Source organism: Nonomuraea sp. NPDC049129 (genome assembly GCF_040648495.1).
Taxonomy (GTDB): domain Bacteria; phylum Actinomycetota; class Actinomycetes; order Streptosporangiales; family Streptosporangiaceae; genus Nonomuraea.
The window spans coordinates 105,734-131,146 of record NZ_JBEZDU010000029.1 but is presented as its reverse complement, the minus strand read 5'-3'; the positions used below and the strand labels follow the sequence as shown (position 1 = coordinate 131,146).

Annotated in this window: 20 protein-coding genes; 13 read left to right on the top strand and 7 right to left on the bottom strand. The window is 70.0% G+C overall.

Annotated elements, in window-relative coordinates; genetic code table 11:
- Positions 1–284: 284 nt before the first annotated feature.
- From AB0B64_RS51145 to AB0B64_RS51125, 5 genes are all read right to left on the bottom strand, one after another.
- Positions 285–491, bottom strand: coding sequence for a hypothetical protein (locus AB0B64_RS51145; protein WP_357942619.1), 207 nt, complete (start codon positions 489–491; stop codon positions 285–287).
- Positions 492–797: 306 nt separating this feature from the next.
- A complete protein-coding gene (locus AB0B64_RS51140) occupies positions 798–2,474 on the bottom strand; it encodes a glycosyltransferase (RefSeq protein ID WP_357942621.1) in 1,677 nt (558 codons plus the stop codon).
- The gene (locus AB0B64_RS51135; protein WP_357942623.1) at positions 2,471–4,429 is read right to left on the bottom strand and encodes a glycosyltransferase; all 1,959 of its coding nucleotides are present in this window, start codon (positions 4,427–4,429) and stop codon (positions 2,471–2,473) included. Before AB0B64_RS51135 ends, AB0B64_RS51140 begins: the two co-directional genes overlap by 4 nt.
- Positions 4,426–5,922, bottom strand: a complete 1,497-nt coding sequence (locus AB0B64_RS51130) for a glycosyltransferase (protein ID WP_358197212.1) — start codon at positions 5,920–5,922, stop codon at positions 4,426–4,428. Before AB0B64_RS51130 ends, AB0B64_RS51135 begins: the two co-directional genes overlap by 4 nt.
- On the bottom strand, positions 5,919–6,356 hold the full coding sequence (locus tag AB0B64_RS51125; protein WP_357942626.1) for a hypothetical protein: 438 nt from the start codon (positions 6,354–6,356) through the stop codon (positions 5,919–5,921). Before AB0B64_RS51125 ends, AB0B64_RS51130 begins: the two co-directional genes overlap by 4 nt.
- 236 nt (positions 6,357–6,592) lie before the next feature.
- On the opposite strand from AB0B64_RS51125, the gene AB0B64_RS51120 reads away from it, so the two are divergent.
- Both AB0B64_RS51120 and AB0B64_RS51115 read left to right on the top strand, forming a co-directional pair.
- A complete protein-coding gene (locus AB0B64_RS51120) occupies positions 6,593–7,702 on the top strand; it encodes a glycosyltransferase family A protein (RefSeq protein ID WP_357942628.1) in 1,110 nt (369 codons plus the stop codon).
- 26 nt (positions 7,703–7,728) lie between these two features.
- Positions 7,729–9,378 carry a glycosyltransferase gene (locus tag AB0B64_RS51115; protein ID WP_358197211.1) on the top strand — a complete coding sequence of 550 codons (1,650 nt, stop codon included), beginning with the start codon at positions 7,729–7,731 and terminating at the stop codon, positions 9,376–9,378.
- A 9-nt stretch (positions 9,379–9,387) separates the two neighbouring features.
- Here AB0B64_RS51115 and AB0B64_RS51110 read toward each other — a convergent pair whose 3' ends face one another.
- The gene (locus AB0B64_RS51110; RefSeq protein ID WP_358197210.1) at positions 9,388–10,902 is read right to left on the bottom strand and encodes a glycosyltransferase; all 1,515 of its coding nucleotides are present in this window, start codon (positions 10,900–10,902) and stop codon (positions 9,388–9,390) included.
- Between the two features lie 158 nt (positions 10,903–11,060).
- Between AB0B64_RS51110 and thrC the strand changes: the two genes are divergently transcribed.
- The 5 genes from thrC to AB0B64_RS51085 all read left to right on the top strand — a co-directional run bounded on the left by thrC (position 11,061) and on the right by AB0B64_RS51085 (position 18,291).
- Complete coding sequence (gene thrC / locus AB0B64_RS51105; protein WP_357942635.1) at positions 11,061–12,119, top strand: threonine synthase; 1,059 nt, start codon at positions 11,061–11,063, stop codon at positions 12,117–12,119.
- Positions 12,120–12,326: 207 nt separating this feature from the next.
- Positions 12,327–13,298 (top strand): homoserine kinase, encoded by a 972-nt coding sequence (locus AB0B64_RS51100; RefSeq protein ID WP_358197209.1) that lies wholly within the window; start codon positions 12,327–12,329, stop codon positions 13,296–13,298.
- Positions 13,299–13,754: 456 nt separating this feature from the next.
- Positions 13,755–15,857: a transcription termination factor Rho gene (gene rho / locus AB0B64_RS51095; RefSeq protein WP_358197208.1), complete on the top strand. Its 2,103-nt coding sequence runs from the start codon at positions 13,755–13,757 to the stop codon at positions 15,855–15,857.
- 577 nt (positions 15,858–16,434) lie between these two features.
- Positions 16,435–17,646, top strand: a complete 1,212-nt coding sequence (locus AB0B64_RS51090) for a sensor domain-containing protein (protein WP_357942642.1) — start codon at positions 16,435–16,437, stop codon at positions 17,644–17,646.
- Positions 17,647–17,655: 9 nt separating this feature from the next.
- Positions 17,656–18,291 carry a response regulator transcription factor gene (locus tag AB0B64_RS51085; RefSeq protein ID WP_358197207.1) on the top strand — a complete coding sequence of 212 codons (636 nt, stop codon included), beginning with the start codon at positions 17,656–17,658 and terminating at the stop codon, positions 18,289–18,291.
- Here AB0B64_RS51085 and AB0B64_RS51080 read toward each other — a convergent pair whose 3' ends face one another.
- Positions 18,292–19,266, bottom strand: coding sequence for a hypothetical protein (locus tag AB0B64_RS51080; protein WP_358197206.1), 975 nt, complete (start codon positions 19,264–19,266; stop codon positions 18,292–18,294).
- Between the two features lie 277 nt (positions 19,267–19,543).
- Between AB0B64_RS51080 and rpmE the strand changes: the two genes are divergently transcribed.
- The 6 genes from rpmE (at position 19,544) to AB0B64_RS51050 (ending at position 25,297) form a co-directional block, all read left to right on the top strand.
- Positions 19,544–19,762 carry a 50S ribosomal protein L31 gene (gene rpmE, locus AB0B64_RS51075; protein ID WP_225290356.1) on the top strand — a complete coding sequence of 73 codons (219 nt, stop codon included), beginning with the start codon at positions 19,544–19,546 and terminating at the stop codon, positions 19,760–19,762.
- A gap of 89 nt (positions 19,763–19,851) precedes the next feature.
- Positions 19,852–20,904 (top strand): peptide chain release factor 1, encoded by a 1,053-nt coding sequence (gene prfA / locus AB0B64_RS51070; protein ID WP_357942648.1) that lies wholly within the window; start codon positions 19,852–19,854, stop codon positions 20,902–20,904.
- Entirely contained in the window at positions 20,901–21,755 is an 855-nt protein-coding gene (gene prmC / locus AB0B64_RS51065; RefSeq protein ID WP_357942650.1) for a peptide chain release factor N(5)-glutamine methyltransferase, read from the top strand. The genes prfA and prmC overlap by 4 nt, the downstream gene beginning before the upstream one ends.
- 117 nt (positions 21,756–21,872) lie before the next feature.
- Positions 21,873–22,520: an L-threonylcarbamoyladenylate synthase gene (locus tag AB0B64_RS51060; protein WP_225290359.1), complete on the top strand. Its 648-nt coding sequence runs from the start codon at positions 21,873–21,875 to the stop codon at positions 22,518–22,520.
- Positions 22,521–22,847: 327 nt separating this feature from the next.
- Complete coding sequence (locus tag AB0B64_RS51055) at positions 22,848–24,920, top strand: hypothetical protein (protein WP_358197205.1); 2,073 nt, start codon at positions 22,848–22,850, stop codon at positions 24,918–24,920.
- On the top strand, positions 24,920–25,297 hold the full coding sequence (locus AB0B64_RS51050) for a hypothetical protein (RefSeq protein WP_357942654.1): 378 nt from the start codon (positions 24,920–24,922) through the stop codon (positions 25,295–25,297). The genes AB0B64_RS51055 and AB0B64_RS51050 overlap by 1 nt, the downstream gene beginning before the upstream one ends.
- The last annotated feature ends 116 nt before the right edge of the window (positions 25,298–25,413 follow it).

The following is a 25,413-nucleotide window of genomic DNA, read 5'->3' as shown; positions in this document are numbered from 1 at the left end:
TCGGTGAGGTCTCCACGCGCCATGGCGATGGCCTACCAGGACCACAGACCGCAGCGCAGCCAATCCCATTGATCTCAACTCCATACAGGCCCTAGTGCTAACCGTCTCCGTTGACGGACGGCCTCGGCAAGGAGAGTGTCTCTGGAGGTGGGTTGCACTGGGTCGGATGTCCATGATTTCTCGAGTTGTCCCGCTGCCAGCCGTTGACCAGCAGGAACTGCTGAAGAGACGGTAAAAAATCATGGAAACGGGGCGGTGTTCTCCGCCATCATGCCTCTGGAGGGTTAGGCGCTGGCCGCGTCACGCCAACGCGCGAGAATCGCTGCGTCGTCAGCGCCTTCTCCCCACTGCGCCCCTTCGGGTTCCGCCCACGGCAGCCACACTTCGTAGCCCGGCTGCAGATCGCGAGTGCCGTGCACTTTGGCCCCGTTGGGCAGTGTGTCGACGGTGGGAACGCGCAAGATGTCGCCTGGCAGCAGGACCACGCTCATGGCCGCTCCTTTCATCGTCGACAACTCGCATGTGCTCCCCAACGTAGCTTGTCAGGCCTCGGACTTCGGTTACTTCGCTGGCCATCCGCTCCGGCCCAGGGGGCGGGGAGCTCGAGGGGCGGCAGCCCCTCGACGGGGTTTGGGGCGCAGCCCCAATTGACACAGTCTGAGCTCGAACGGCGCGAAGCGCCCCCCATTGGCGAAGGCGATGCAGTTAGGCGGGGCGTGGGGGCCGCGCCCCCACTGGACACAGTCTGAGCTCCCGAGGCGCGAAGCGCCCCATGGCGAAGGCCATGCAGTTTGGGGTTAGCTGTCGGGAAAGGCCAGCTTGCGGACTCGCTTGACGGCTCGTTTGAGTACCGTGCGGTCCTGGGCGCGGGACAGGCGGACCGCCTCGCGGCGCCACGACTCGGCCTTCTCGCGCCACCGTTCCGCGTCCCTGCGGCCCTTGCCCGCCTCCCTGCGGAGCTGGGCGAGTTCGGCCTGCATGAGGGTGGTGCGCTTGCGCAGGCGGGTGAGTTCCTTCTCGTACTGGGCCGTGACGCGGTCCAGGTCGGGGAGGGGGCGGCGGCGGGGTGGGTAGATCGGGGGGCGGCGGGTGAAGCCCCAGGTGTCGCCGTCCACCCATTCCAGGCCGAAGACCTCGTCCAGGACCGTGTCCAGGTGCTCGCCGGGGCGGGCCACCAGGGCGGCGCGGGAGAGGGCGGCGGTGCGTTCGAGTCTGGCCACGGTGACGCCCTGGCCGGTTTCGTCGAGGGCGACGCACAGGGCGCCGCCGTCGTGCTCTTCCAGGTGGCCGACCAGGCGTTCAAGGGTGTCGCGAGCCGCGACCCAGCCGGGTGGCATGAGGAGGCGGAACGGTGACACGACGCCGGAAGGATCCGCGGTGTCGGACAGCCGTACCCGGGGGTCGTGTTCGAAGGTGGCGTGGATGAGGCGGAGGTCCAGGTCGGGGTCGCGGAGCGGGGAGCGGCGGCCGTCGCCCAGCGCGGACCAGGGGCCGGTGATGGTGATCGCGACGTCCGGCAGCGAGCCGGCCAGCAGGGCGTCGACCGTCGCGCGGACGTCCTCGTAGCCCGCCGCGGGGACGACCGCGTCCACGTACGGGACGAGCCACTGCCGGCCCGGGTCCGTGCGCAGATAGCGCCGGTACGGTACGCGGTCCGCCACGTAAGGGTCGTTGTACCGCTTCAACGACAGGAAATCACGCATGGCCGTCGGCAGCCCGATGTGCCACACGCGCGAGTCCGGGTCCGGTACGTACACGGCACCCGCCTGCGTGAGCCGGTAGCCGAGCTCCGTGTCCTCCGCCAGCACCAGGGAGGTGTCCAGGCCGCCGATCGAGCGCAGCAGCGCGGCGGGGTAGGAGACGGTGGCGCCGACGTGGATGCGGGTGGCCAGGGAGCTCGGGGCGGTACGCAGGCCGTCGTGGTCGAGAATGATCTTCTCGGCCCAGTCGTGGCGGTGCGGGGAGAGGGGGAACAGCTTGTCCTCGTGCCCGTCCTCCAGCGCCTGGCGCACCTCGCCGGGGGTGGGCAGCACGTCGCCGGCGGTGAAGTCGATCCAGCCCAGCACGACCAGGTACGGGGCCAGGTGGTGCCAGCGGAGCTGGGCCTCGACGTGGTGGCGATGGGGCACCATGTCGGCGTCCAGCACGAAGACGATCTCGCCGGTGGCGGCGTCGACGCCAGTCTGGACGGCCCAGGCCCGGCCCCAGCCGCCGGGCGGGCTGGTGATGAGGCGGGTACGCGCCGGGACGAGATCGGGCAGGCGCACCGGCACCGCGCTGCCGTCGTCCACGACGATGACGTCCATGAGCTCGGCCGGATAGCTCTGCGCCGACAGCGCGGCCAGGGTGAGGTCGAGGGTCTCCTGGCGATCGTGAGCCGGGATGACGACGGTGACGGTCAGCTCGGGTGTCCACTGGCCGAGGAGGGGCGGGGTGAGCACCCCGTAGTCGTTGCCGCGGATACGAGGAGTCACGGTAGTTCCATGAGAAGGCTGGGGTGGAAGCCACGCCACTGGTTCCTGTTGCGCTGCAGGAACGTGCCGATCGGCTCCTGCCAGGTGTGGTTGGCCGCGGGGCCGCGGCGCAGGATGTAGCCGAGTCCGTGCGTACGGTAGATCTGCCCGCCGGCCGCCTGCAGCGCCTCCTGGAACTGGGTGTCGACCGAGCGGCGCAGCGGCCGGAAACCGCCCACCGCCTGGAACGCCGAGCGCTCCACCAGGATCGTGCCACCCGCGACGAAGCTGGTGATCTGCTCGGTGATCTGCTTACGGTGCACGGTGACGTCGATCGACGACAGGTAGACGAATTCCGGCACGGTGCCCACCACCTGGGCTCCCGAGTAGGAGTGCGCGAGCAGCAGGTCGGCCAGGAAGTCGGGGCCGTACCAGTCGTCGTCGTCCATCTTCAGCAGGAACGAGCCCGAGGCCCGCGCGGCCGCGTCGTTGAGCACCTGGCCGAACACCGCCTGGTGGTCGGCCTCCAGGACGGTCAGCGGGCCGTCGAAGCCGGCGATGGCCGCGGCCACGTCCGGATGGCCCTGGGGCACGCCGTGCAGGGCGAGGATCACTTCGAGCTGGGCGTCGCGTTGCCGGGCGACCTGGTCGAGCGCGAACCCGACCATGTCGGTGCGCCGGGTGGCGAGCAGTACCGAGGTCAGCGGGGGAGCGGGGGCGGGGGCGCCGAGCTGCTCCCAGCGGGCCGCGACGCCGTGGGTGCGCAGCGCCTCGCGGCGGAGCCGGATGCTGTGCTCCTCGCGGCGGAGCTCGTCGGAGAGGTCGGGATCGGACATCAGCAGCCGGGCGAGCTCGTCGCCGAGTGCGCCCGCCCAGCGCGGCACCGTGTCCGCGATCAGCGGCACGCCGGCCGCCGCCAGGCCCGTGAGCACCCGGACGGCGGCGAGAGGGCCGCTGTGGGCGTGGTGCCAGTCGATCTCCACGCCGCGCAGCTGCCTGAGCCTGCCCACGTCGGCGTCCGTGACGCCGCCCGACTCGGCGAACGCCGTCACCATCTTCCCGTCGAGCACGACCGACCAGCGGCCGTCGCGCTCCACCAGGGAGGCCAGGCCGCGGGACGGGGTGGTGACGAAGCCCTGCGGGTTCACCAGCCGCTCGTCGACCGGCGGGATCATGGACGGCTGACCGAGCACGTCGGGGTCGGCCAGGGACAGCCCGGCGCCGCCGGGACGGCCGAGCCGCTCCCAGCTCGCGGACCGTGCGGTCGGCCGCTCGATCGGCGTCTGCGACCCGGACCAGCCGGCCACGGCCGTGTCGTCCGCGCCCACCTCGGATCCGGACGCTGATCCGGAAGCCATTCCAGAAGCTGTTCCGGCAGCCGCGAGTGTGGCGAGTGTTTCGGAAGCGTCGACTGTGCGGAGCACGACGTCGCTGCCCGGGGCGCCGACCCGTTCCGGAACCGGCCCGGTCACCTCGGCGGGCGTCGCGTTCGGATCCCCGGGACGCCAGGCGGCCGCGCCGACGCCCGCGATCGCCGCCGCGGGCGCCGTGATGACGTCGAGCCGGTGCCCGGCGAACGCCCGAGCGGTCGCCGTCACCGTACGGCCGGCGGGCGTGGGCGCCGAGAACCGCGCGTCCACCACCCAGACCCGGTCCTTCGGCTGGTAGACCCGCAGATCCGTGAGCGAGCGCCAGCGGTGCGCGGGCGTCGGGGTGGGCACGGGGGCCGGATGGGAGGCGGGTGTGTCGAGTACGGCCACGACCACCCGCCGGGCCTCCGGCAGCAGCTTGTGCAGCGTGGCGGCCCGGCGCAGGTCGGCGGGGGTACGGGCGAGCACGAGCACCTCGTGCACCCGTTCCGTGTCCGCCGACGGCTCCAGCAGGTCCCGGTCCAGGTCCACGGCGGTGACGTCGTGCTCGACCCCGGCCAGGAAGATGCGCGCCTTGGGCATCTCGGCCAGCAGCTCGCGGATCATCCGGCGCTCCGCAGATGTCTGATGAGCGAGGTCAGCGGCCCGGTGGCGGCGGTGTCGGGGGCGGGATCGGCCGACAGCCGGTCCACCTCGGCCGCCAGCCGGTCGATCTCGGCGCGCAGCTCCTTCACCTCGTTCTGCCGCTTGCCGGCCAGCGCCCGCCACTTGGCGGCGTCTCCGGCCAGCGGCTCGGCCTGGTCCTCCGTGGCGAAGCCGTACTCGGCCCCGCTCACCCAGACCGACCCGAACATCTCGTCCACCAGGTCGTCGGTCCCCCCGTGGAACAGGGCCGCGCGGGAGAAGGCCGCGGTGCGCTCCAGCCTGGCGGTCACGACGCCGGTCTCGGCCTCGGCGAGCGCGGCGCAGACGAGGCCCAGCGTGTCCTGTTCCGCCAGGCGTACCAGCCGGGACAGCGTGTCGGCGCCCAGCACCCAGCCGGACGGGAGCGTGAGCAGGAAGGGGGCGGGGGCGGCCGAGTCTGGGGCGGCCGTCACGAACGTGACGCGCGGCTCGTTCCGGTAGAGGTTGTGGATGAGGCGCAGGTCGAGCAGCGGGTCGTCGAGGCTGTCGCGGCGCTCGTCCGTCAGTTTGTCCCAGGGGCCGACGATCGCCACGGCCGTGTCGGTGATCGTGCCCGCGAGCGCGGAGTCCACGCCGGCGCGCGTCTCCTCGTAGCCGGTCGCCGCCACGACGACCTGGACGTACGGCACGAGCCAGCGGCGTCGTGGATGGCCGCGCAGCCAGCGCAGATCGGGGATCAGATCGCCGAGGAACGACCAGTTGTGCCGGTGTACGTCCTTCTCACGGCGCATCACAGTGGACTGCCCGACATGCCAGGCGCGTGCCTGCTCGTCGGGGATGAACACCGCCCCGGCCTGCGCCAGCCGGTAGCCCAGCTCGGTGTCCTCGGCCATGTTCAGGGTCCGGTCGACGCCGCCCGCGTCGCGCAGCAGGTCGGCGCGGACGGAGGAGGAGGCGCCGGTGTGCAGCAGGTACGCGCTCGAACCCGCGTCCTTGAGCATCCTGGTGGACTCGAGGGTCGCGCGGGTGTACTCGGTCTGGGTGCCCTCCTCGCCCAACGCAGCCACGAACCGGGTGTCGCCGATCACGACGGCGTGGTCGATGAGGTGGTGCCAGCGCATGTGCGCTTCCAGGTGGTCCGGAGCCAGGACCATGTCCGCGTCGAGCCAGTGGATCACGTCGCCGGTGGCGGCGAGCCGGCCGGTCTCCCTGGCCGTGCCGCGCCCCCAGCCCTCGTTCACCCGGACGACCCGGACGCCGGGCAGGTCGATGGGCGGCTCGCTGCCGTCGTCGGCGACGACGACCTCGACCAATCGGGCCGGATAGGTCTGCTCCGCCAGCGCGGCCACGGTCCGGGCGAGTGCCGGGGCGCAGTTGTAGGCGGGGATCACCACGGAGACGGTCAGCGCGGGCTGCCAGGCGCCGATGGCCGGCGGATCCAGCGTGCCCCAGTCGTTGTGCCTGATCCGCGTCATACTGGGTCCTTGGCCAGCGCGCGGACTTCCTCGCGCAGCTCCTCCACCTCTCGCGCCCGCGTCATGGCGTTGACCCGGTCCTCACCCAGCGAGGCCAGGATCGCGCCGAGGTCCTCCTCGCGCCGCGTCGCCGACTGCTCGATGGCCTCGGTCAGACGGTCCAGCCGCCCCTCGATGCGCTTGAGCGCGGTGGCGGTCTTGGCCAGTTCGGCCTCGTGCTTCTTGGCTCGCAGGTCGATGCGCTGGGCCTTGCCGTCGAGGCGTCGTACGGTCAGCACGAGCACGGCGAGCCCGGCCAGCGTGACGGCGAACGCCCCCGAGGCGGCAGCGGCGCCGAGCGTGAGCAGATCGGTGAGGACGAGCAGCACGAGCACGGCGACGGCCAGAACTCCGAGGATTGCGGCGGTCGCTGCCAGTCGGCGGGGCGAGAACATCCGCGCATACCTTTCGTAGTCATGACGTATCTGGTGGCAATGGGATATTGACACCTTAATAAACATTCGCCACTACCGTGCCATAGCTTCCTGGACAAAAACTGGGAGGATCCTGCTAGTTCAGCTCAGATCGCCGTCCACGCCGGCATCAACCCCTAAGGTGAACTCAACATCTCAGATGGTGTCAGACCGGCGTAAGGTAGGCGCCGACTGAGTCCCGTCGGTCGAGGAGCACCATGTCCGTCACCCCCTGCGGCTTCGCGCGTACCCCGGAGAAGGGGCTCGCCCGCCTGCATTGGAGTGAGGGCCGCCCCGCCGAGCTGCCCGGGGCCTTCACCGGATGGGCCGTCGACGGCCATGAGCCCGACGTGCCGTCGCTGCGCCCGCTGCGCGGCCTGGAGATCGAGTGGCCCGATCACGAGGTGCCGCTCGCCGGGCTGGTCCGGCTGGCGGCGGCGGGCGTGCCTCTGACCGCCGACGACGCCCCCGCGTGGATCCCCCCGGAGCTGGCGGCGCTGCTCACGGACCGCGACTGGCTCGCTCACACCGGGACCGGCCCCAGGTCGCTGGCCGACTTACGCCGCGAAGAGCACAGCGTCAGGCTGCGCCGCCTGACCCACCGCCTGCCGCCCTCGCGTACGCCGCGGATCAGCGTGGTCATGTCCACCAGGCGCCCGGCGCTGGTCGCCGGGGCGCTCGCGCAGATGGCCCGGCAGCGCGACACCGACATCGAGGTACTGCTGGGCCTGCATGGCGTCCCCTTCGAACAGGTACGGCAGGCGGTCGAGAGCTGTCCCCTGCCCGTGAGTTGGGTCGAGGCCCCGGCCACGACGTCCTTCGGCGAGGTGCTGAACGAGGCCGCGGCCCTGGCGGCCGGCGACTACGTGGCCAAGTGGGACGACGACGACTGGTACGGCCCCGACCACCTCGCCGACCTGATCATGGCGGCGTCCTATTCGGGGGCCGACATCGTGGGCACGACGGCCGAATTCTTTTACCTTGAGCCGTTGCACGCCACGATCAGACGTACCACGTTCGCCAGCGGCGCCGCTTATCCGAGCGAGGTCTCCAGCGATCATGTGGCAGGTGGCACGATTCTCGCCTCAAGAACGATATTTCAGGACCTGGGGGGATTTCCGGCCCAGCCGCGGGCGGTGGACAGAGACTTCCTCAAGGCCGCCCAGGCGGCCGGGGCCAGCATCTACCGCACCCACGGCCTCGGCTACATGCTCCGGCGTACGCTGAGCGACCAGCACACCTGGCAACTCCCGCTCGCCCACTTCCTGAAGGTCGCCACGAACCAGTGGCGCGGCTTCCGCCCGAGCCTGCTCCTGGAAGCGGCATGAGGGCCGAGCCTGCTTCTGGAAGTGGCATGAGGGCCGAGCCTGCTTCTGGAAGCGGCACGAGGGTTCGCGGCAACGACTACCGGATGCTCGAACCGCCGGAGACCTACACGCCGACGCTGCGGGTCAGCGTGGTCGTGCCCGCGTACGGCGGCCAGGACAAGCTCGACCTGGCACTGGCCGGGCTCGCCCGGCAGACCTACCCCGCCGGGCTGATCGAGGTCATCGTCGTCGACAACGGCAGCTCCCCGCCCCTGCGGCTGCCGGCCGAACGCCCCGAAGGCACCCGGCTGATCGTCTGCCACGACCCGGGCCGGGCCGCCGCGCGCAATGCCGGGCTCGCCGAGGCCACCGGCGACGTGATCCACTGGCTCGACTCCGACGTCGTGCTCACTCCCGGCTCGATCGAGGCGCACATGCGCTGGCACCACGCCGCGCCCTATCTGGCCGTGACCAGCTACATCAGGTTCACCGACGCGCCGCTTCCCGCCGAGCTGCCCGACGACCTGGAGAAGGCCTTCGAGCCGGCCGAGCCGCACGCCTGGATCGTCGACCTCATCGAGCGGACGAACGGCCTCACCGACAACACCCAGCGCCCCTTCAGCCTGCACGTCGGCGGCGCGACCTCGGTCAACGCCCGGCTGGTCGCCGCCGCCGGGACGATGGACGACGAGCTGATCCTCGGCCAGGACACGGAGATGGGCTACCGGCTCTACCAGGCAGGGGCGGTGTTCGTACCGGAGCCCAGGGCCCGCGCCTACCATCTCGGGCCGACCATGCGCATGCGCGACCAGCGGCCCATCGACCGGGTGAGCTACGCGTTCGTCGCCGACCGCATCCCCGCCTACCGGTGGCTCCGCTCGCACCCCTCCCGCCAGTGGAAGGTCCCGTACATCGCGATCGTCGTCGACGGCACCGCCGGCTACGAGCAGGTCCGCGCCACGGTCGACGCCCTGCTGGCGGGCACCATGCTGGACCTGTCCATCGTCGTGGTCGGGCCCTGGGACTCCCTCGGGCGCGAGCGCCGGGCCCCGCTGAAGGACCCCGACCTCGACCTGGTGCTGGTCCACGGCCACTACCTGCACGAGGGCCGGGTACGGCTCGCGGTCTCCGGCGAGGTCGACCCGGGCGTGCCGTACGTGCTACGGCTGCCCGCCGGCTGGGTGCCGGGGGAGGACAGCCTGGCCAGGCTGCTCGACCTGGCCCGCGGCGAAGGGCTGGGGCTGGTGAACGTGCTGCTCCACGAGTCCAAGGACGGCATCGTGGCCGCCCGGCTGGAGCGCGCCTCCTCCTTCGCCCGTGCGCGGATCGTCGTACGCCCCGGCGAGGAGCTCGACGACGCGGTGGACGACGTGGCGGGCGTCGCGTGGGTAGAGGGCGAGACGTACGGGTTCGCCGAGGAGGCGGCGGAGCTGCTCGGCCGCCGCAGCGCCTACCGGGCCAGACTCAAGGCGGAGGCCGACGTGGCGCGGCTGACCAAGGAGGCCGAACGGCTGCGCGCGCAGGTGACCAAGTGGCGCGACGAGGCGGGGCGCTGGCGCAAGAGCGCGGTGGAGCTGCGGCGCGACGTCAGCACGCTGCGCCGTCAGCTGGCCGCCGCCAACCGGGCCCAGCAGAGCATGCGCGTCCTGCTGGCCACCACGGTCAAGCGCGCCCTGGGTAAGAGGCTGCGGGGCTAGCCTGCGTTTTCAGCTGGGCCGGAGCGCGGACTTGAGGCGGCCCAGGAGGGTCCGTTCCTCGGCGGCGGGAACCGTGACGATCGGCGGTAGCGGCGCGGCGGGCTGCTGGGGCGCCACCTTCTGAGCCGTGGTCTTCTCGGCTGCGGGTTTCGGCTGCGGGGCCGGCGGCCAGTAGCGGTCCGGGTCCTCGTGCCGTACGCCGTGCGTGGTCTGGATGATCTCGTCGAGATCGTCGCCCGGCGCGGCGAGCAGCAGGGCGCGGCCCAGGGCGGAGGTGCGTTCGAGGCGGGCCGCGCGGCCGTCGGGCAGGTCCACGACGAGCACGCCCGTCAGGTCCTTCTGCACCGTCTCGATCATCCGCTCCAGCGTCGCCTTGTGCAGCGGCACGTCGATCGGGCCCCGGTAGCGGAACGGCGCGGGCGCCGGTGTCGGGGCCGCCTCGTCGATCAGCCGGATCCGGTCGTCGTGGGCGAACAGGTCGCGCATCAGCCGCATCTCGAAGAGCGGATCACTGAGCACGGCCCGCCGCCCATCGTGCAGTCGCGCCCACGGTCCCACCAGCGTCACCACGACGTCCTGAAGCTTGCCGTCGAGCGCCGCCGCCACCGCCTGCCGGACCACCGCTTCCGAGGTGTCCGTGACATCCAGGACGATCTCCACGTACGGCACGAGCCAGCGGCGGCCCTGGTCCTTGCGCAGGTCGCGGCGGAGCGGGATCCGGTGCGCCAGGTACGGCTCGACCGCCCGGACAGCGCGATCCCTGTCACGGTGCTGAGCGGGCAGCCCGAGATGTACGGCCTGCGCTTCCATGTCCGGGATGAACACGACGCCGTGCATCGCCAGCCGATAGGCGAACTCGGTGTCCTCACCGCGTACGACGTTCGGGTCGAGACCGCCCACGGCGTGGAAGACCTCACGGGGAAGGGCGAAGGTCGGTCCCGTGCACACGTGGTAGGGATTGCGGCTCTTGCGGAGCCCGTCGGTCTTGGCGATCGTCGCCTCGGTGGAGCTCGACACGCCCGACGCCAGGTCGAACACGTCTCCCAGGTGTCCCGCCCGGAAGACCTGCTCGGCGGTGATCGCCGGCACCTCGATGAAGCGCTTCATCCCGATCGTGACCAGATAGTCGGTCACGTGGTGCCAGCGGGCCAGGGCCTCGATGTGCTCGCGGCAGGCCACCATGTCGGCGTCGAGGCGCTGGATGATCTCGCCGTCGGCGGCCTTGGCGCCGGTGTTGACGGCGTTCGAGATGCCCCAGCCGGTCGTCACCGGGACGATCCGGGTGTTGACCGGGCGGATCTCCGGCAGCCGGATCGGCGGCTCGCTGCCGTCGTCCACGACCAGGACCTCCATGAGGTGGTCCGGGTACGTCTGAGCGGCCAGCGCGGCCAGCGTCAGCTCCAGATGGGGCCCGCCGTGCGCGGGTATCACCACGCTCACGGACAAGGCCGGTGACCAGGTGCCGAGCTCTGGCGGCGACAGCGGAGAATAGTCGTTCTGCGTCATGGCAGGACGCGCGTTCATGGTGGTGACCCCCCTGCCGGGGACCTTACCGGGAGATGCTGAGAATTTCCTGAAATATGGGTTGTTGCGGCCAAGGCTCGGCGGCCCGGGACTCGACTCCGTGAACACCGCCGGGACCCCGTACACTCGGTGCCCAAGACCGCAGGTAGGGAGTCAGTATGAGCAGGTCGTGGCGTGGCCTCATCGAGGAGTACCGAGAGCGCCTTCCGGTCACCACGAAGACGCCCGTCGTCACGCTGCTGGAGGGCGGCACGCCGCTGGTGCCCGCGCACCGCGTCTCCGCGCTGACCGGGTGTGACGTCTACCTCAAGGTGGAGGGCGCCAACCCGACGGGCAGTTTCAAAGACCGTGGCATGACGATGGCCATCAGCAAGGCCGTCGAAGAGGGGGCCAAGGCGGTCATCTGCGCCTCCACCGGCAACACCTCGGCCTCGGCCGCCGCCTACGCCGTACGCGCCGGGCTCACCTGCGCCGTGCTGGTGCCACGTGGCAAGATCGCGATGGGCAAGCTGGCTCAGGCGCTCGTCCACGGGGCCACGCTGCTCCAGGTCGAGGGCTCGTTCGACGACTGCCTGGAGATGACCCGCAAGCTGTCGTCCAGCTACCCGATCGCGCTGGTCAACTCGGTCAACCCGTTCCGGCTGCAGGGCCAGAAGACGGCCGCCTTCGAGATCGTCGACACGCTCGGCGACGCGCCCGACATCCACTGCATCCCGGTGGGCAACGCGGGCAACATCTCGGCCTACTGGATGGGCTACCGCGAATACGCCGCCGACGGGATCGCCACCAAGGCGCCGCGCATGTTCGGCTTCCAGGCCAGCGGCGCGGCCCCCATCGTCAACGGCGGGCCCGTCGCCCATCCGCACACGATCGCCACGGCCATCCGCATCGGCAACCCCGCCTCCTGGCAACTCGCCACGGCGGCGCGCGACGAGTCCGGGGGAGCCATCGAGTCGGTCACGGACCGGCAGATCGCGGCCGCGTACAAACTGCTGGCCCAGGAGGAGGGCGTCTTCGTCGAGCTCGCCTCGGCGGCCAGCGTCGCCGGTCTCCTTCAGGCGCACGCGCGCGGTCTCATCGAGCCTGGGCAGCGCATCGTCTGTACGGTCACGGGCAACGGCCTCAAGGACCCTGACTGGGCGATCGCCGGCGCGCCGGCTCCGGTCACCATCCCCATCGACGTCCACGCCGCCGCGGCCGCCCTCAACCTGGGCTAGGAGCGCCGGGACTCGTACAGCGTGCGGGCGCATGCCGTGGCCTGCGCTCTGCTTGCCGTACGGATGGTTTGTCATACGGAAGCGTTGCCATACGGAAGCGTTGCCATACGGAAGCGTTGCCGTACGGGAAGCTTTGCCGCACGGATGCTTTGCCGTACGGAAAACAGACCCGTCGCCGCTGAAGGCGGCGGGGGAAAGATCAGGCGAATGAGCACCGTTGACATCCGTGTGCCTGCCACGTCGGCGAACCTGGGCCCCGGCTTCGACACCCTGGGCCTGGCCTTGGGCCTGTACGACGAGGTCCGGGCCACGCTGACCGGCGAGCGGGGCGTCCACGTCACCGTCGAAGGACAGGGCGAAGGCGAGCTCGACCTCGGCGAAGGACACCTGGTCGTCAAGGCCATGCGCAGGACGTTCGACCGCATGGGGGCCGCCCAGCCCGAGGGCATCCGGCTGCACTGCCTCAACCGCATCCCGCACGCCCGCGGCCTGGGCTCGTCCTCGGCCGCGATCTGCGCGGGCATCCTGGCCGCCAGGGCGCTGGCCCGGCCCGGCGAATATACGGGTGCGGAAACCGGCGATGGGGGGCCGCGCGCGGCCGGATTCCCCGACGGATACGGCCTTTCCGACGACGAGGTGTTCGCCCTGGCCACCGAGATGGAAGGGCATCCGGACAATGTCGCGCCATGCCTGGCCGGAGGCTTGACGATTGCGTGGACCGACCACTCCGGATCACCGCGTATGGTGAAACTGCTCCCGGATGTGCGCATCCGGCCTGTCGTGTTCGTTCCGGCGACACGTCTGGCCACGGAGACCGCACGGGGGTTGTTGCCGAAGGACGTGCCCCACAAGGACGCCTCTTTCAACGCCGGCAGGGCTGCGCTGCTGATCGCGGCGCTGACTCACCGGCCGGAGCGCGGGCTGCTGCTCGCCGCCACCGAAGACCGACTTCACCAGAAATACCGTGCGCCTGCGATGCGGGCCAGTGCGGATCTGGTAGAACGTCTCCGTGCAGTGGGCGTGCCTGCGGTCGTTTCGGGAGCAGGTCCCACAGTCCTTGCGTTTTCGACATCGGATTCGCAGGATTTGATCGCGCCAGAAGTGGGTAATGACTGGCACATCCAGCTTATGGACGTCGACCCAGTTGGTGCGAACGTTCAGTTCCCCGAGACACGCTGATGCCTCTTTAGACCTTCAGGGAATAGCCGTGTGCGCTGGTGATGTTAGGCTGATAGCCGCACCAGATGCCCCCTTGTTGGGTGCGTGCTTGTCAGCCACACATCGCTGCATAATGCTGCACGTCGCGAGGCGTGTGCAGCGCGGCTGTCTCCCCGGAATCCGTTGCCTCCGGTTGGCCCACACCCGGTTGGCCCAACGTGAGGCGGCGACGACGGGGGTCTGCGCGTTCGAATCACCTCGACATCTGGCTGGCGACAGCAATCTGAGGGGTGTCATCCACGCGTCACTGTCCTGTGGCCGCTTGGACGTGCCTCTCCCCAAGAGTGGCGGTCGTCCCCAGCGGCGGCCGAAGATCGCAACGTGCACCCCGACCCGGTCTGTCCCGCCGGATCGCAAGCACCTCCGGGACGCCCGGCAGAACAAAACCGGCGCCCGACCCCTGGGAAGGACCTTTAGTTGAGCGACACCACCGAACTCCTCTCCGACGCACCAGGCTCACCTGCGCAGCCCGCGTCCGGCGACACCCCCACCCGCGCCGCGGCCAAGCCGCGCGCGCGTCGCTCCGGCACCGGCCTGTCCGCCAAGGTGCTGCCCGAGCTGCAGAAAATGGCCGCTGAGCTGGGCATCAGCGGCACCGGGCGCATGCGGAAGAGCCAGCTGATCGCGGCCATCCAGGAGAAGCAGGGTGGCGGCACCGGAGAAGGCGCGCCCGCTGCCGTAGCCGAGGCCCCGGCCGCCGCCGACGCGGCGCCCGCCGCGGAGCGGCCCACCAGGGCACGCCGGGAACGTTCCCGCCCCAAGACCGTTGAAGAGCCCGTCGCGCAGGCTCCCGAGCCGGTGGCCGCGGCCCCCGAGCCCGTGGCCGCCGCCGCCCCGGCCGAGCCGGTCGTGGAGCAGGCACAGCCCGCCGACACCCAGCTCGACCCGCGTGGCGACCGTGGTGAGAGCCGCCGTGAGCGGCGCACCAGAGGCGAGCGCCGTGAGCGTGGTGACCGTGGCGGCAGCGACCGTTCCGGCAACGACCGCGGTGAGGGCGGCCGCGATGTTCGTGACGGTCGCGACAGCCGCGACGGCCGTGATGTTCGCGACAGCCGCGACAGTCGTGATGTTCGCGACAGCCGCGACGGTCGTGACAACCGTGACAGCGGTCGTGATGGTGGCCGTGACGGCGGTCGCGTGGAGCAGCGTGAGCGCGTCGCCGACGGCGGCCGCGGCGGCGACCCGCGTGGCGGCAACGACCAGCGCGGTGACCAGCGGAGCGACTCCCGCAACGATCAGCGGGGCGACTCGCGCAACGATCCGCGCGGTGGCGGCGACGACGACGACCGTGGCGGTCGTGGCAGGCGGGGCCGGTTCAGGGAGCGCAACCGCGGCCGTGGCCGTGACCGCTTCGAGAGCAACGAGCCCGTGATCGGCGACGACGACGTACTCATCCCGATCGCCGGCATCCTCGACATCCTCGACAACTACGCGTTCGTCAGGACGAGCGGCTACCTGCCCGGCAGCAACGACGTCTACGTCTCGCTCGCCCAGATCCGCCGCAACGGCCTGCGCAAGGGCGACGTCATCACCGGCGCCGTCCGGCAGCCGCGCGACGGCGAGCGCCGCGAGAAGTTCAACGCCCTGGTCCGCCTCGACACCGTCAACGGCATGGACCCGGAGCAGGCCCGCAACCGGCCCGACTTCAACAAGCTCACGCCGCTCTACCCGCAGGACCGCCTGCGCCTCGAGACCGAGCCGAACATCCTCACCACGCGGATCATCGACCTCGTCTCGCCGATCGGCAAGGGCCAGCGCGGCCTCATCGTCTCGCCGCCCAAGGCCGGTAAGACGATGGTCCTCCAGGCGATCGCCAACGCGATCACCCGTAACAACACCGAGTGCCACCTGATGGTCGTGCTGGTGGACGAGCGGCCTGAAGAGGTCACCGACATGCAGCGGTCGGTCAAGGGCGAGGTCATCCACTCGACCTTCGACCGTCCCGCCGAGGACCACACCACGGTCGCCGAGCTCGCCATCGAGCGGGCCAAGCGCCTGGTGGAGCTGGGCCACGACGTGGTCGTGCTGCTCGACTCGATCACCCGCCTCGGGCGCGCCTACAACCTCGCGGCTCCCGCGAGCGGGCGCATCCTGTCGGGTGGTGTCGACTCCACCGCGCTCTACCCGCCCAAGCGCTTCTTCGGCGCCGCCCGCAACATCGAGAACGGCGGCTCGCTGACGATCCTCGCCACGGCCCTGGTCGAGACCGGGTCCAAGATGGACGAGGTCATCTTCGAGGAGTTCAAGGGCACCGGCAACATGGAGCTCAAGCTCAGCCGCTCCCTGGCCGACAAGCGCATCTTCCCCGCGGTGGACGTCGACGCGTCCAGCACCCGTAAGGAAGAGATCCTCATGGCCAAGGACGAGCTCCAGATCGTCTGGAAGCTGCGCCGGGTGCTCCACGCGCTCGACATGCAGCAGGCGCTGGAACTGCTCCTGGAGAAGATGAAGGAGACCAAGTCCAACGCCGAGTTCCTCCTGCAGGTCCAGAAGACCACGGTGAGCAACGACCGCGACTGACGCTGGTGAAGGGGCGGCAGAGTTCTTCTCTGCCGCCCCTTTCTCTTTGTACGGCCTTCTCTCTTTGGTACGGCATGCATCACGGGCCCCACACGGGGTCTGGGGCCTCGAGGGACAAGGCGGCTGCTTCCACCAGGGACGGCCTGCTACGACGGGCCGTCTTGGTCCGCTCGGTCGGAGGGGGCGTCCCTCGGTAGGGCCTCGGCCACGACGGGTCGTCTTCGTTTTCTCCCCCCTGAGGGGTTTTCCTCGGTAAGGACCCCAGCCACAACGAACCGTCTTCTTCCTCACCCCGGAGGGGATATCCCTGCAAAGGACCCCAGCCACCCACGGACCGTCACAGGGATCGAGGCGGTGGTATGACGGACCGCCCGGGGAGCCACTGCAAGGGGCACAACCGCTGACCCCATGGGGCTGTGACGAGGCGGTGAGAGCGGCCACTGGGGATAACCCCACCTGAGGACGGAAGTCCGCCACATTCTCAGCGGCCCGTTGACCGGGCACCCTTGATGGCATGGTTGCTGTGCCATTGAGGGAGCGCGTGCCGTTGGGGCCCCGGGGGCCCATTGGCGTTGTGGTGGATCCGGCCACGTGGCGGGCCGTGCCCTACATGCTGGTCAGTCTGGCCTTCGGGGTCGGCTGGTTCGCCGTGCTGGCCGTGGCGGTGCCGTTCTCCCTCATACTGGTGGTCCTGTGGGTGGGCATCCCGCTGGTGCTGCTGACCATGTTCACGTGGCGCGGAGCGGCGATGCTGGAGCGCCGGGTGCTGTGGGCCGCGCTGGGCGTACGGATCGCCGATCCCTACCGCGCTCGGCCCGAGCGGGGGATCGGCGCTCATGTGGGGTGGTTGTTCAAGGATCCGGCCACCTGGAAGGACCTCGGCTATCTGTTACTGCTGTTCCCGCTGAGCCTGGTGGAGTTCGTGGTGTCCGCCCTGTCATGGGTGGGGACCCTCACGCTGATCACCGCGCCCTTCTGGCACGCGCAGGGTGAGGTGCTGCGGTTCAACGACACCCTGGCCCTCGACAGCTGGCCGGGGGCGGTGCTCGGCACGATCCTGGGCTTCTGCATGCTGGCCGTGACCGCCTATGCCGTACGCGGGATGGCCTGGCTGCACGGCACGCTGGCCGTGGTGCTGCTCAGCGGGAGCGAGGAGGAGCGGCTGCGGGCCAGCAGGGCCAGGGGCATCGACGCGGCCGAGGCGGAGCGCCGCAGGATCGAACGCGACCTGCACGATGGCGCTCAGCAGCGGCTGCTGTCCGTCGCGGTGGACCTCGGACGGGCGCAGGCCAAGCTCGACCACGCCCCCGAAGAGGCCAGGCTGCTGATCGCCCAGGCGCACAGTGGCACGAAGGCCGCGATCGCCGAGCTACGCGACCTGGCCAGGGGCATCCATCCGGCCATCCTGAGCGATCGGGGGCTCGACGCGGCGCTGTCCGGGCTGGCCGCGCGGGCGCCGGTGCACGTGGACGTGGCGGTCGAGCTCGGCACGGCCGACGAGCGGCCGCCCCCGGCCGTGGAGAGCATCGCCTACTTCATCGTGGCCGAGGCCCTGGCCAACATGGCCAAACACTCGGCCGCCACTGAGGCGTCCGTACGGGTGACCAAGGAAAACCGGCAGGTGATCGTCGACGTCTGGGACAACGGCATCGGCGGCGCCCTGGTCAGCGCGGGCGGCGGCCTGGCGGGGTTAGCCGACCGGGCGGCCACCATTGACGGGGTGCTCATCCTGCACAGCCCCGTAGGCGGTCCCACCCTCGTGCGCGCGGAGTTGCCCTGTGAGTGGTAGGCATTGCACATGCGCGTGGTCATCGCCGAGGATTCCGTACTGCTCCGTGAGGGGCTGGCCCGGCTGCTCGCCGACGGAGGCATCGAGACCGTCGCGGCGGTCTCCGATGGGTCGTCCCTGATCACCGCGGTCAAGGAGCATGCGCCCGACCTGGCGATCGTCGACGTCCGGATGCCGCCGAGCCACACCGATGAGGGGCTGCGCGCCGCGCTGAAGGTGCGGGCGGCCAGCCCGGACTTCCCGATCCTGGTGCTGTCGCAATACGTCGAGGAACGCTACGCGGGCGAGCTCATCGGCCCGGCCGTCGGCTATCTGCTGAAGGAGCGGGTGGCCGACGTGGCCGAGTTCCTGGAGGCCGTGCGGCAGGTGGCGGCGGGCGGCACGGTCATCGACCCCGAGGTGGTGATGCAGCTCCTCAGCAGGCAGCGGCGTGGCGCCCCGCTCGACACGCTCTCCCGGCGCGAGCGCGAGGTGCTGGCGCTGATGGCCGAGGGTCGCTCCAACACGGCCATCGCCGCCCGACTGGTCGTCACCGAAGGGGCTGTGGAGAAGCACATCTCCGGGATCTTCGCCAAGCTGGCCCTCGGGCCGGCGCCCGAGGACCATCGGCGAGTGCTCGCCGTACTCACCTATCTGGGCCGTTGACTACCTGACGTCCACGAACTCCTGCGGCGACAGCGCGCTGCGGGTCCTGCTCGTGCCGGGCGCCTTGACGCGGAAGTAGCCGTCCTTCTTCATGGTGAAGGACCTGGCGTACTTGCCGGTCGAGTTCGTCTTCACGAAGCGCAGGAGCTTGTACGTCTTGGTGCCCTTGGTCTTGAAGTAGACCTCCAGCTTCTTCTTCGGATACCCCTTGGAGCCGCGATAGACCTTGCCGGAGACCGTGACGGAAGCGCCCTTCCGTACCTTGGCCGGGGCCTTGATCGTGATCCTGACCTTGGCCTTCTTCGAGGCGCCGCCCACCGGGGCGACGACGGTGAAGGAGCTGACGCCCTTGAGCGACTGGCCGCCGCGGTTGGCGTACACCTCCAGCGTCCAGTCGCCGGGAGGCGTGTCGTCGCTGAAGAACGTGCTGCCGCGGTAATAGCCGTCGGAGCCGCGCTCCAGGTCGCCCAGGTCGTAGGACTCGTTGGACTCCTCGCTGATGAGCTTGGCGGAGACCGACTCCGCATCGGTCACCGAAGCCTTCACCGAGACCTTGACGTCCTTGCCCTTGACCAGGCGCACCGGGTTGGGCGTGACGCCGCCGCTGGTGATGCCCTGCTTGCCGGAGACATTGAGGACGAAGGCGTTGTTTCCGGTGCCCGAGGCACGCGGGACACTGACGTTCAGCTTCCAGTCGCCGGCGGGGTCGTCCTTGCCGATGCCGAACCTGCCGGTGATCGTCGTCTCCGTGGCCTTGCTCGCCGGAGACGGCCGGAAGTCGAAGTCCACGTCCCGTCCCGACTTGCCGGGCGGAGTGATGCTGCCAGTGACGGCCGCCGTGACGGTCGCCGGGTCCTTCAGCCTGAGAGTGACGCTGACTTCGATGTCCCGGTCGACCGGGATGAACGCGTCCGACGTGGCCGCCCCGTTGAAGTCGCTTCCAGCACTGGCCGCCTGCGCGGCCGAGAGGTTCACGCATCCGAGGAGAAGCGCGGCCCCCGTAGCGGTCGCGAGTAGCGACCGCAGCCCCTTCTTCATCTGATCGCAGTCCTTATGGGATAAAAGTAATGGTTTGTGCGCGGGAGCCTAATGTGACGGCAGTGAGTCCGCTATAAGGTTCCGGGAATGCCCAGTGGCCTGGGACGGTTACAGCATCTGGCACACTGGTAGCTGACCCGCAGCGGTTCCGGCTCCCGCCCGCGTTTGATCGCGACTTCTGGCGACCCGGCGACCGCACCTCGAAAGGACAGCAATGAAGCCCGACATCCACCCCGCCTACAACGTGACCCAGGTCTCCTGCACCTGTGGCAACACGTTCACCACCCGCAGCACCGCCAAGAACGGCGTCATCCACGCCGACGTGTGCTCGGCCTGCCACCCGTTCTACACGGGCAAGCAGAAGATCCTCGACACCGGCGGCCGGGTCGCGCGCTTCGAGAAGCGCTTCGGCAAGAAGTCCTCGGGCAACTAGCTTCACCGACGCCGACCCGGACGCACTCACGTGCGCCGGGTCGGCGTTCTTGGTGAAGAGACCGTTACACCCCAGACGAAGGACGCACGGTGAATCTCGACGAGTTGCTCAAGGAGTATTCCGAGCTGGAGCTGCAGCTCGCCGATCCCGCCGTGCACGCCGACCAGAACAAGGCCCGCACTCTCGGCAGGCGTTACCGGCAGCTGACCCCGATCGTGGGCACCTACCGGGAGCTGGCGTCGGCCCGCGACGACCTGGCCGCGGCCAAGGAGCTGGCGGGCGAGGACGAGGGCTTCGCCGCGGAGGCGGCCGAGATCGAGGAGCGCATCCCGCGCCTCGAAGAGCGGCTCAAACACCTGCTTATCCCGCGTGACCCCAACGATGACAAAGACATCATCATGGAGATCAAGGCGGGCGAGGGCGGCGAGGAGTCCGCGCTGTTCGCCGGCGACCTGCTCCGGATGTATCTGCGTTACGCGGAGCGGCTCGGCTGGAAGACCGAGATCATCGACACCCAGCACTCCGACCTGGGCGGCTACAAGGACGTCACGGTCGCGATCAAGGCCAAGGGCGACGAGGGCGTGTGGTCCAGGCTCAAGTTCGAGGGCGGCGTACACCGTGTGCAGCGGGTGCCTGTCACCGAGTCGCAGGGCCGCATCCACACCAGCGCCGCGGGCGTGCTCATCTACCCCGAGGCCGAGGACGTCGAGGTCCAGATCGACCCCAACGAGCTGCGCATCGACGTCTACCGCTCCAGCGGCCCCGGCGGCCAGAGCGTCAACACCACCGACTCGGCGGTCCGGATCACCCACCTGCCCACGGGCACTGTGGTCTCCTGCCAGAACGAGAAGAGCCAGCTCCAGAACAAGGAGTCGGCGCTGCGCATCCTGCGCGCCCGGCTGCTGGCCATCGCCCAGGAGCAGGCCGAGGCCGCCGCGCAGGCCGAACGCAAGTCGCAGGTGCGGACGGTCGACCGTTCCGAGCGGGTTCGCACGTACAACTTCCCGGAAAACCGCATCTCCGACCACCGAGTCGGCTTCAAGGCGTATAACCTCGACCAAGTTCTCGACGGCGAGCTCACCGCCGTCACCCAGGCCCTCATCGACGCCGAAATGGCGGAGAAGCTCGCACAACACTCATGACATTTCTGCTGGACGAAATCGCCCTCGCCACCGCACGGCTGGCCGAGGCAGGTGTGCCCTCACCGCGTACGGACGCGGAGGAGATCGCGGCCTTCGTCCACGCCGTGCGCAGGAGCGAGCTGCACACGGTCAAGGACGCCGACTTCGACGCGCTCTTCTGGGAGGGCGTCGCCAGGCGCGAGGCCCGCGAGCCGCTGCAGCACATCACCGGCCACGCCTATTTCCGCTACCTGGAGCTCGCGGTCGGGCCCGGCGTGTTCGTACCCCGGCCCGAGACCGAGGTCATGGCGGGCTGGGCCATCGAGACGCTGCGCGCGATGGACGTCGCCGCGCCCCTGGTCGTCGACCTCGGCACCGGCTCGGGCGCGATCGCGCTGTCGATCGCCCAGGAGGTCGCGCTCTCCGAGGTGCACGCGGTCGAGGTCGACCCCGGCGCGTACGGCTGGGCCAAGCGCAACATCTCCGAACACGGCCAGGGCCGCACCCACCTGCATCCGGACGACCTGGCCGAAGCCCTGCCCGAGCTCAACGGCAAGGTCGACCTGGTCATCTCCAACCCGCCCTACATCCCTCCTGGCGCGATTCCGCGTGATCCCGAGGTGCGCGACTACGACCCCTCACGGGCCCTCTACGGCACCGGGGACGACGGTCTGGGTGAGGTACGCGCCGTGGAACGTACCGCGCGCCGCCTGCTGCGCCCCGGCGGCTGGGTCTCCGTCGAACACGCCGACGAGCAGGGCAGGGCCGTCTACCTGACGTTCCCCGAGGACAACGGCTGGCGGGACGTACGACTGCGGCAGGATCTGACCCGCAGGGACCGCTTCGTCACGGCCAGACTTGGCCAGGACTAGGATGCACGCGAGCGGCGCGGCCTTCTCCTGACGGCGAGAGGTCGCGAAGTGACCGAATGAGGAGGGGGGAGCCTCGAGAGCACCGCTCCCCGCCGAGCGGAGCGAGGCGATAAGACCGTGGGAAGACGCTTTGACTGCACGGACATGGAGCAGCGGGCCGAGGGCCTGACGGAGGCCGCCTCCGCCGTACGCCGCGGCGAGCTGGTAGTGCTGCCGACCGACACGGTCTACGGGATAGGCGCCGACGCCTTCACTCCCGCGGCGATCACCGCCCTGCTCGAGGCCAAGGGCCGCGGCCGCGACATGCCGCCACCGGTCCTCGTCGGCACCGTCAGGGCGGCCAACGCCCTGGTCGACGACCTGGGACCGTACGGTCAGGACCTCATCGACGCCTTCTGGCCCGGTCCGCTCACGCTCGTCTGCAAGGCCAACCGGGCGCTGTCCTGGGACCTGGGCGAGACCAAGGGCACGGTCGCGCTGCGCATGCCGCTCCACCCGGTCGCGCTCGACCTGCTGAAGGAGACCGGCCCGATGGCCGTCTCCAGCGCCAACCGCTCGGGCGCCCCGGCGGCCGTCACGGCGGCGGAGGCCGAGGAGCAGCTGGGTGAGTCGGTCGCGGTCTACCTGGACGGCGGCAAGACCACGGACAACACACCGTCCACGATCCTGGACCTGACCACGGCGGTGCCGCGGATGCTCAGGCGGGGGGCGATCCCGGTGGAGAAACTGCGCGGCATCATCGGCTACGTCGCCACGGACGACTGACCACGGGGTCTGTCGGCCTGGTCCGTTTGTATCTCCATTTGCGGGGCCCCTCGGCCGCCTGGCCCGTCCGGCTTGTCGGCCTGGTCCGCCCGCTCGGCACGTCTGTCCGGCCCATCGGTCTGGCCTGTCGGCCTTGGTCTGTTCGTCCACCCGGCTCGTCCGTATGCCCGTCCGCCTGGTTTGCCCGGCGGGCTTATTCGGTTTGTCCGGTCGGCGTGTGCGGCTTGAAGGGACGCCTGACGTATACCGTCTGATTATCCCGGCTGCGGTGATGCCAGCAGGCCCTTACGGTGAAGTCCGGAGCGGCGAGACGTCCGGGAGTGACCCATGGGCAAGTTCGACGGCATGGATCCCAAGCTGGTCCGTGATCTGCTGGCCGAGGTTAAGCACGCGGTCACGCAGATGCGGTCGGTCGAGGGCCGTGTCGGGCAGGTCATGAGCGGGGCGGGTCTGGCCACCCAGACCACCCATCGCCCGGTCCAGGTGGCCGACGCCGCCGAGGTGATGGTCCGTGACGTGACGGCCCGGCTTGGGCTGCTGGAGAAGAAGGCCGATCACCCGCGGATGGGGGATCAGGCCAAGGAGGCCGCGCCGACGGTGGGCAGTGACGCCAAGGACGGCGACGAGCCCAAGAAGGACCGAGGCGATGAGCGGTCCAAGTACGAGAACCCGCGAGCGGACGACGGCACCCCTGCCGACAAGCCGGACGCCAAAACCGGCGAGGACAAGCCCGACACGAAGACGGGCGATAAGCCGGATGCCAAGACGGACGATAAGTCTGACGCGAAGAGGGATGACAAGCCCGACGCGAAGACAGGCGATAAACCGGACGCCAAGACCGACGATAAGCCTGACGCCAGGACGGGCGAAGACAAGCCGGACGCCAGGACGGGCGAAGACAAGCCCGACGCGAAGACCGACGATAAGCCGGACGCGAAGACGGGCGAAGACAAGCCCGACGCCAAGACGGGCGAAGACAAACCGGACGCGAAGACCGACGATAAGCCGGATGCCAAGACGGGCGAAGACAAGCCTGATGCTAAGGCTTGCGATGGCGACAAACCGGACGCCAAGACCGGTGCGGACAAGCCGGACGCCAAGACGGGTGACGACAAACCGGATGTCGACAACATCACGCCTGACACCGGTGACGAGCCCAAGGACGACGACATCGCCAGCAGGCGAGATCGCGGCGCCGACTCCGACAGCGGGATCATCGACACCCCGGCCAAGGACCATCCCGACGACTCCGACCCGCACAAACCTCGGGTCATCGTGGTCGACGGTGTCAAGGTGCTCCAGGTGCCCATTGATCCGCCTACGGCCGAAGAGTTGCGGGCGCTGCTCGACGACATCGAGAAGGTGCAGCCCGCCGAGATGCCCTCGGTCTCCGGCGACGCGTCCACGCACGGCGCGGACGTCAACGCCTGGGCCAACAACGGCAGCGACGTAGTGTCCATCGACGCCAAGCCGTTGGACCCCGACGCGGTGTCGACGGTGGTGGACCACGCGCGCGACGTCCAGCCGGCCGAGATGCCGAGGGTGGAGGTCCCGGCGGGCGAGTACGGCACGGGCGAGTGGGCACCCAGGCACATCAGCCCCGACGGCCAGCCGGGGACGATCGACCCCGGCAGTGCAACCTCATCCACGGGCCACCACACCCCATCAACCGGGGATATAGCCTCCGCAAGCGGCACGCCGTCCGTAGACGACATATCGGGCTCGACGGCGGACACGGCCGCTACGGCCCAGACAGCCGACTCCACCGCGACGGCGGACACACCCACGGCCACGACCGACACCGGCGAGTGCCAGGGAACGGACACGGGAACGCGCTCGACCGGCGACGGTTCGGTGGTCACACCGGCGGATCCGCCGGGTCAGCAGGTTCCGGATCAGAGGGCGGGTGATGCGACGCCCACCAACCCGCCGGGTCAGCAGGTGCCCGACCACAGAGCAGGTGACACGACACCGACCAATCCCTCGGGGCAGCGGGCCACGGATGTCTCGATGCCCACTGTCGGTGAACCGGTCGTGGTGCCACCTACCGAGCCGTCGGCGGATCAGGGTGGCTCCACCCCGCCGCCTGCCAGCGACAGCGCGACGCCCCCGCCCGCCGACACCTCCACCCGCGAGACCACCGCTACGACCGTCTACGCGGCACAAGGGGCAGATGCCGGGAAGTGGGCCGGCGACGTCGTCTCCATCGACGTGAAGCCGCTGGACACCGACGCGCTCAGCACCCTGGTCGAACACGCCCGTGACGTTCCGCCCATGGACATGCCGAGTGTGCAGGTGCCACAGGGCGAGTACGGCAAGGGCGAGTGGGCGCTCAGAGACATTCAGCCTGATGGGCCGCCCGGCACAATCGAGCCGGGGACCCACGAGAGGAGCGTGTGATGTACCTGGACCCGCCCGCCCCTCAACCCCGCCAACCGGGCGAGAACCCGCCCGTCAACGGTAACGGCAACCCCCTGGAAGCCCACCCAAGGGCCTGGGAGTTCAATCCCGAGTACCAGCGCCTGGTCACCGCCTGGCAGACCGTCCTACCCCTGCTAGAGGGCCTCACAACGGCCCTTGACAAGGCGTACCAGCTTGCCAAGAGCCCGCAGACGTGGGATGCCCCTGTGGGCACCCGCTACGTCGAGGACATCGGCGCGTGGCGCTCCAGGCTCGCCCTCTACCGTCAGGCCGTGCTGACGTCGATCAGCGAGGAGGCCGCCGACACGCCTCGCTGGGTGCCCAGTGCGATCGGCGCCCCTCACGCGTTCTCCTGACAGCCCGACCCACTGACCGCCCACCTGACCGCTCGGCTGGGTCGATGCTGGGCCCAGTCACTCGACTGGCCGCCACACCGGCTGCTCGGCTGGTCGCCTCCTCGGGGGCGGTGGCC

Coding starts and splice junctions, on each gene's coding strand:
- AB0B64_RS51115 (WP_358197211.1), top strand. CDS start 7,729: ATGAGGGCCGAGCCTGCTTCTGGAAGCGGCACGAGGGTTCGCGGCAAC.
- AB0B64_RS51055 (WP_358197205.1), top strand. CDS start 22,848: ATGGGCAAGTTCGACGGCATGGATCCCAAGCTGGTCCGTGATCTGCTG.
- rpmE (WP_225290356.1), top strand. CDS start 19,544: ATGAAGCCCGACATCCACCCCGCCTACAACGTGACCCAGGTCTCCTGC.
- AB0B64_RS51100 (WP_358197209.1), top strand. CDS start 12,327: ATGAGCACCGTTGACATCCGTGTGCCTGCCACGTCGGCGAACCTGGGC.
- AB0B64_RS51145 (WP_357942619.1), bottom strand. CDS start 491: ATGAGCGTGGTCCTGCTGCCAGGCGACATCTTGCGCGTTCCCACCGTC.
- AB0B64_RS51050 (WP_357942654.1), top strand. CDS start 24,920: ATGTACCTGGACCCGCCCGCCCCTCAACCCCGCCAACCGGGCGAGAAC.
- AB0B64_RS51130 (WP_358197212.1), bottom strand. CDS start 5,922: ATGACGCGGATCAGGCACAACGACTGGGGCACGCTGGATCCGCCGGCC.
- AB0B64_RS51125 (WP_357942626.1), bottom strand. CDS start 6,356: ATGTTCTCGCCCCGCCGACTGGCAGCGACCGCCGCAATCCTCGGAGTT.
- AB0B64_RS51110 (WP_358197210.1), bottom strand. CDS start 10,902: ATGAACGCGCGTCCTGCCATGACGCAGAACGACTATTCTCCGCTGTCG.
- AB0B64_RS51135 (WP_357942623.1), bottom strand. CDS start 4,429: ATGATCCGCGAGCTGCTGGCCGAGATGCCCAAGGCGCGCATCTTCCTG.
- AB0B64_RS51120 (WP_357942628.1), top strand. CDS start 6,593: ATGTCCGTCACCCCCTGCGGCTTCGCGCGTACCCCGGAGAAGGGGCTC.
- thrC (WP_357942635.1), top strand. CDS start 11,061: ATGAGCAGGTCGTGGCGTGGCCTCATCGAGGAGTACCGAGAGCGCCTT.
- AB0B64_RS51085 (WP_358197207.1), top strand. CDS start 17,656: ATGCGCGTGGTCATCGCCGAGGATTCCGTACTGCTCCGTGAGGGGCTG.
- prmC (WP_357942650.1), top strand. CDS start 20,901: ATGACATTTCTGCTGGACGAAATCGCCCTCGCCACCGCACGGCTGGCC.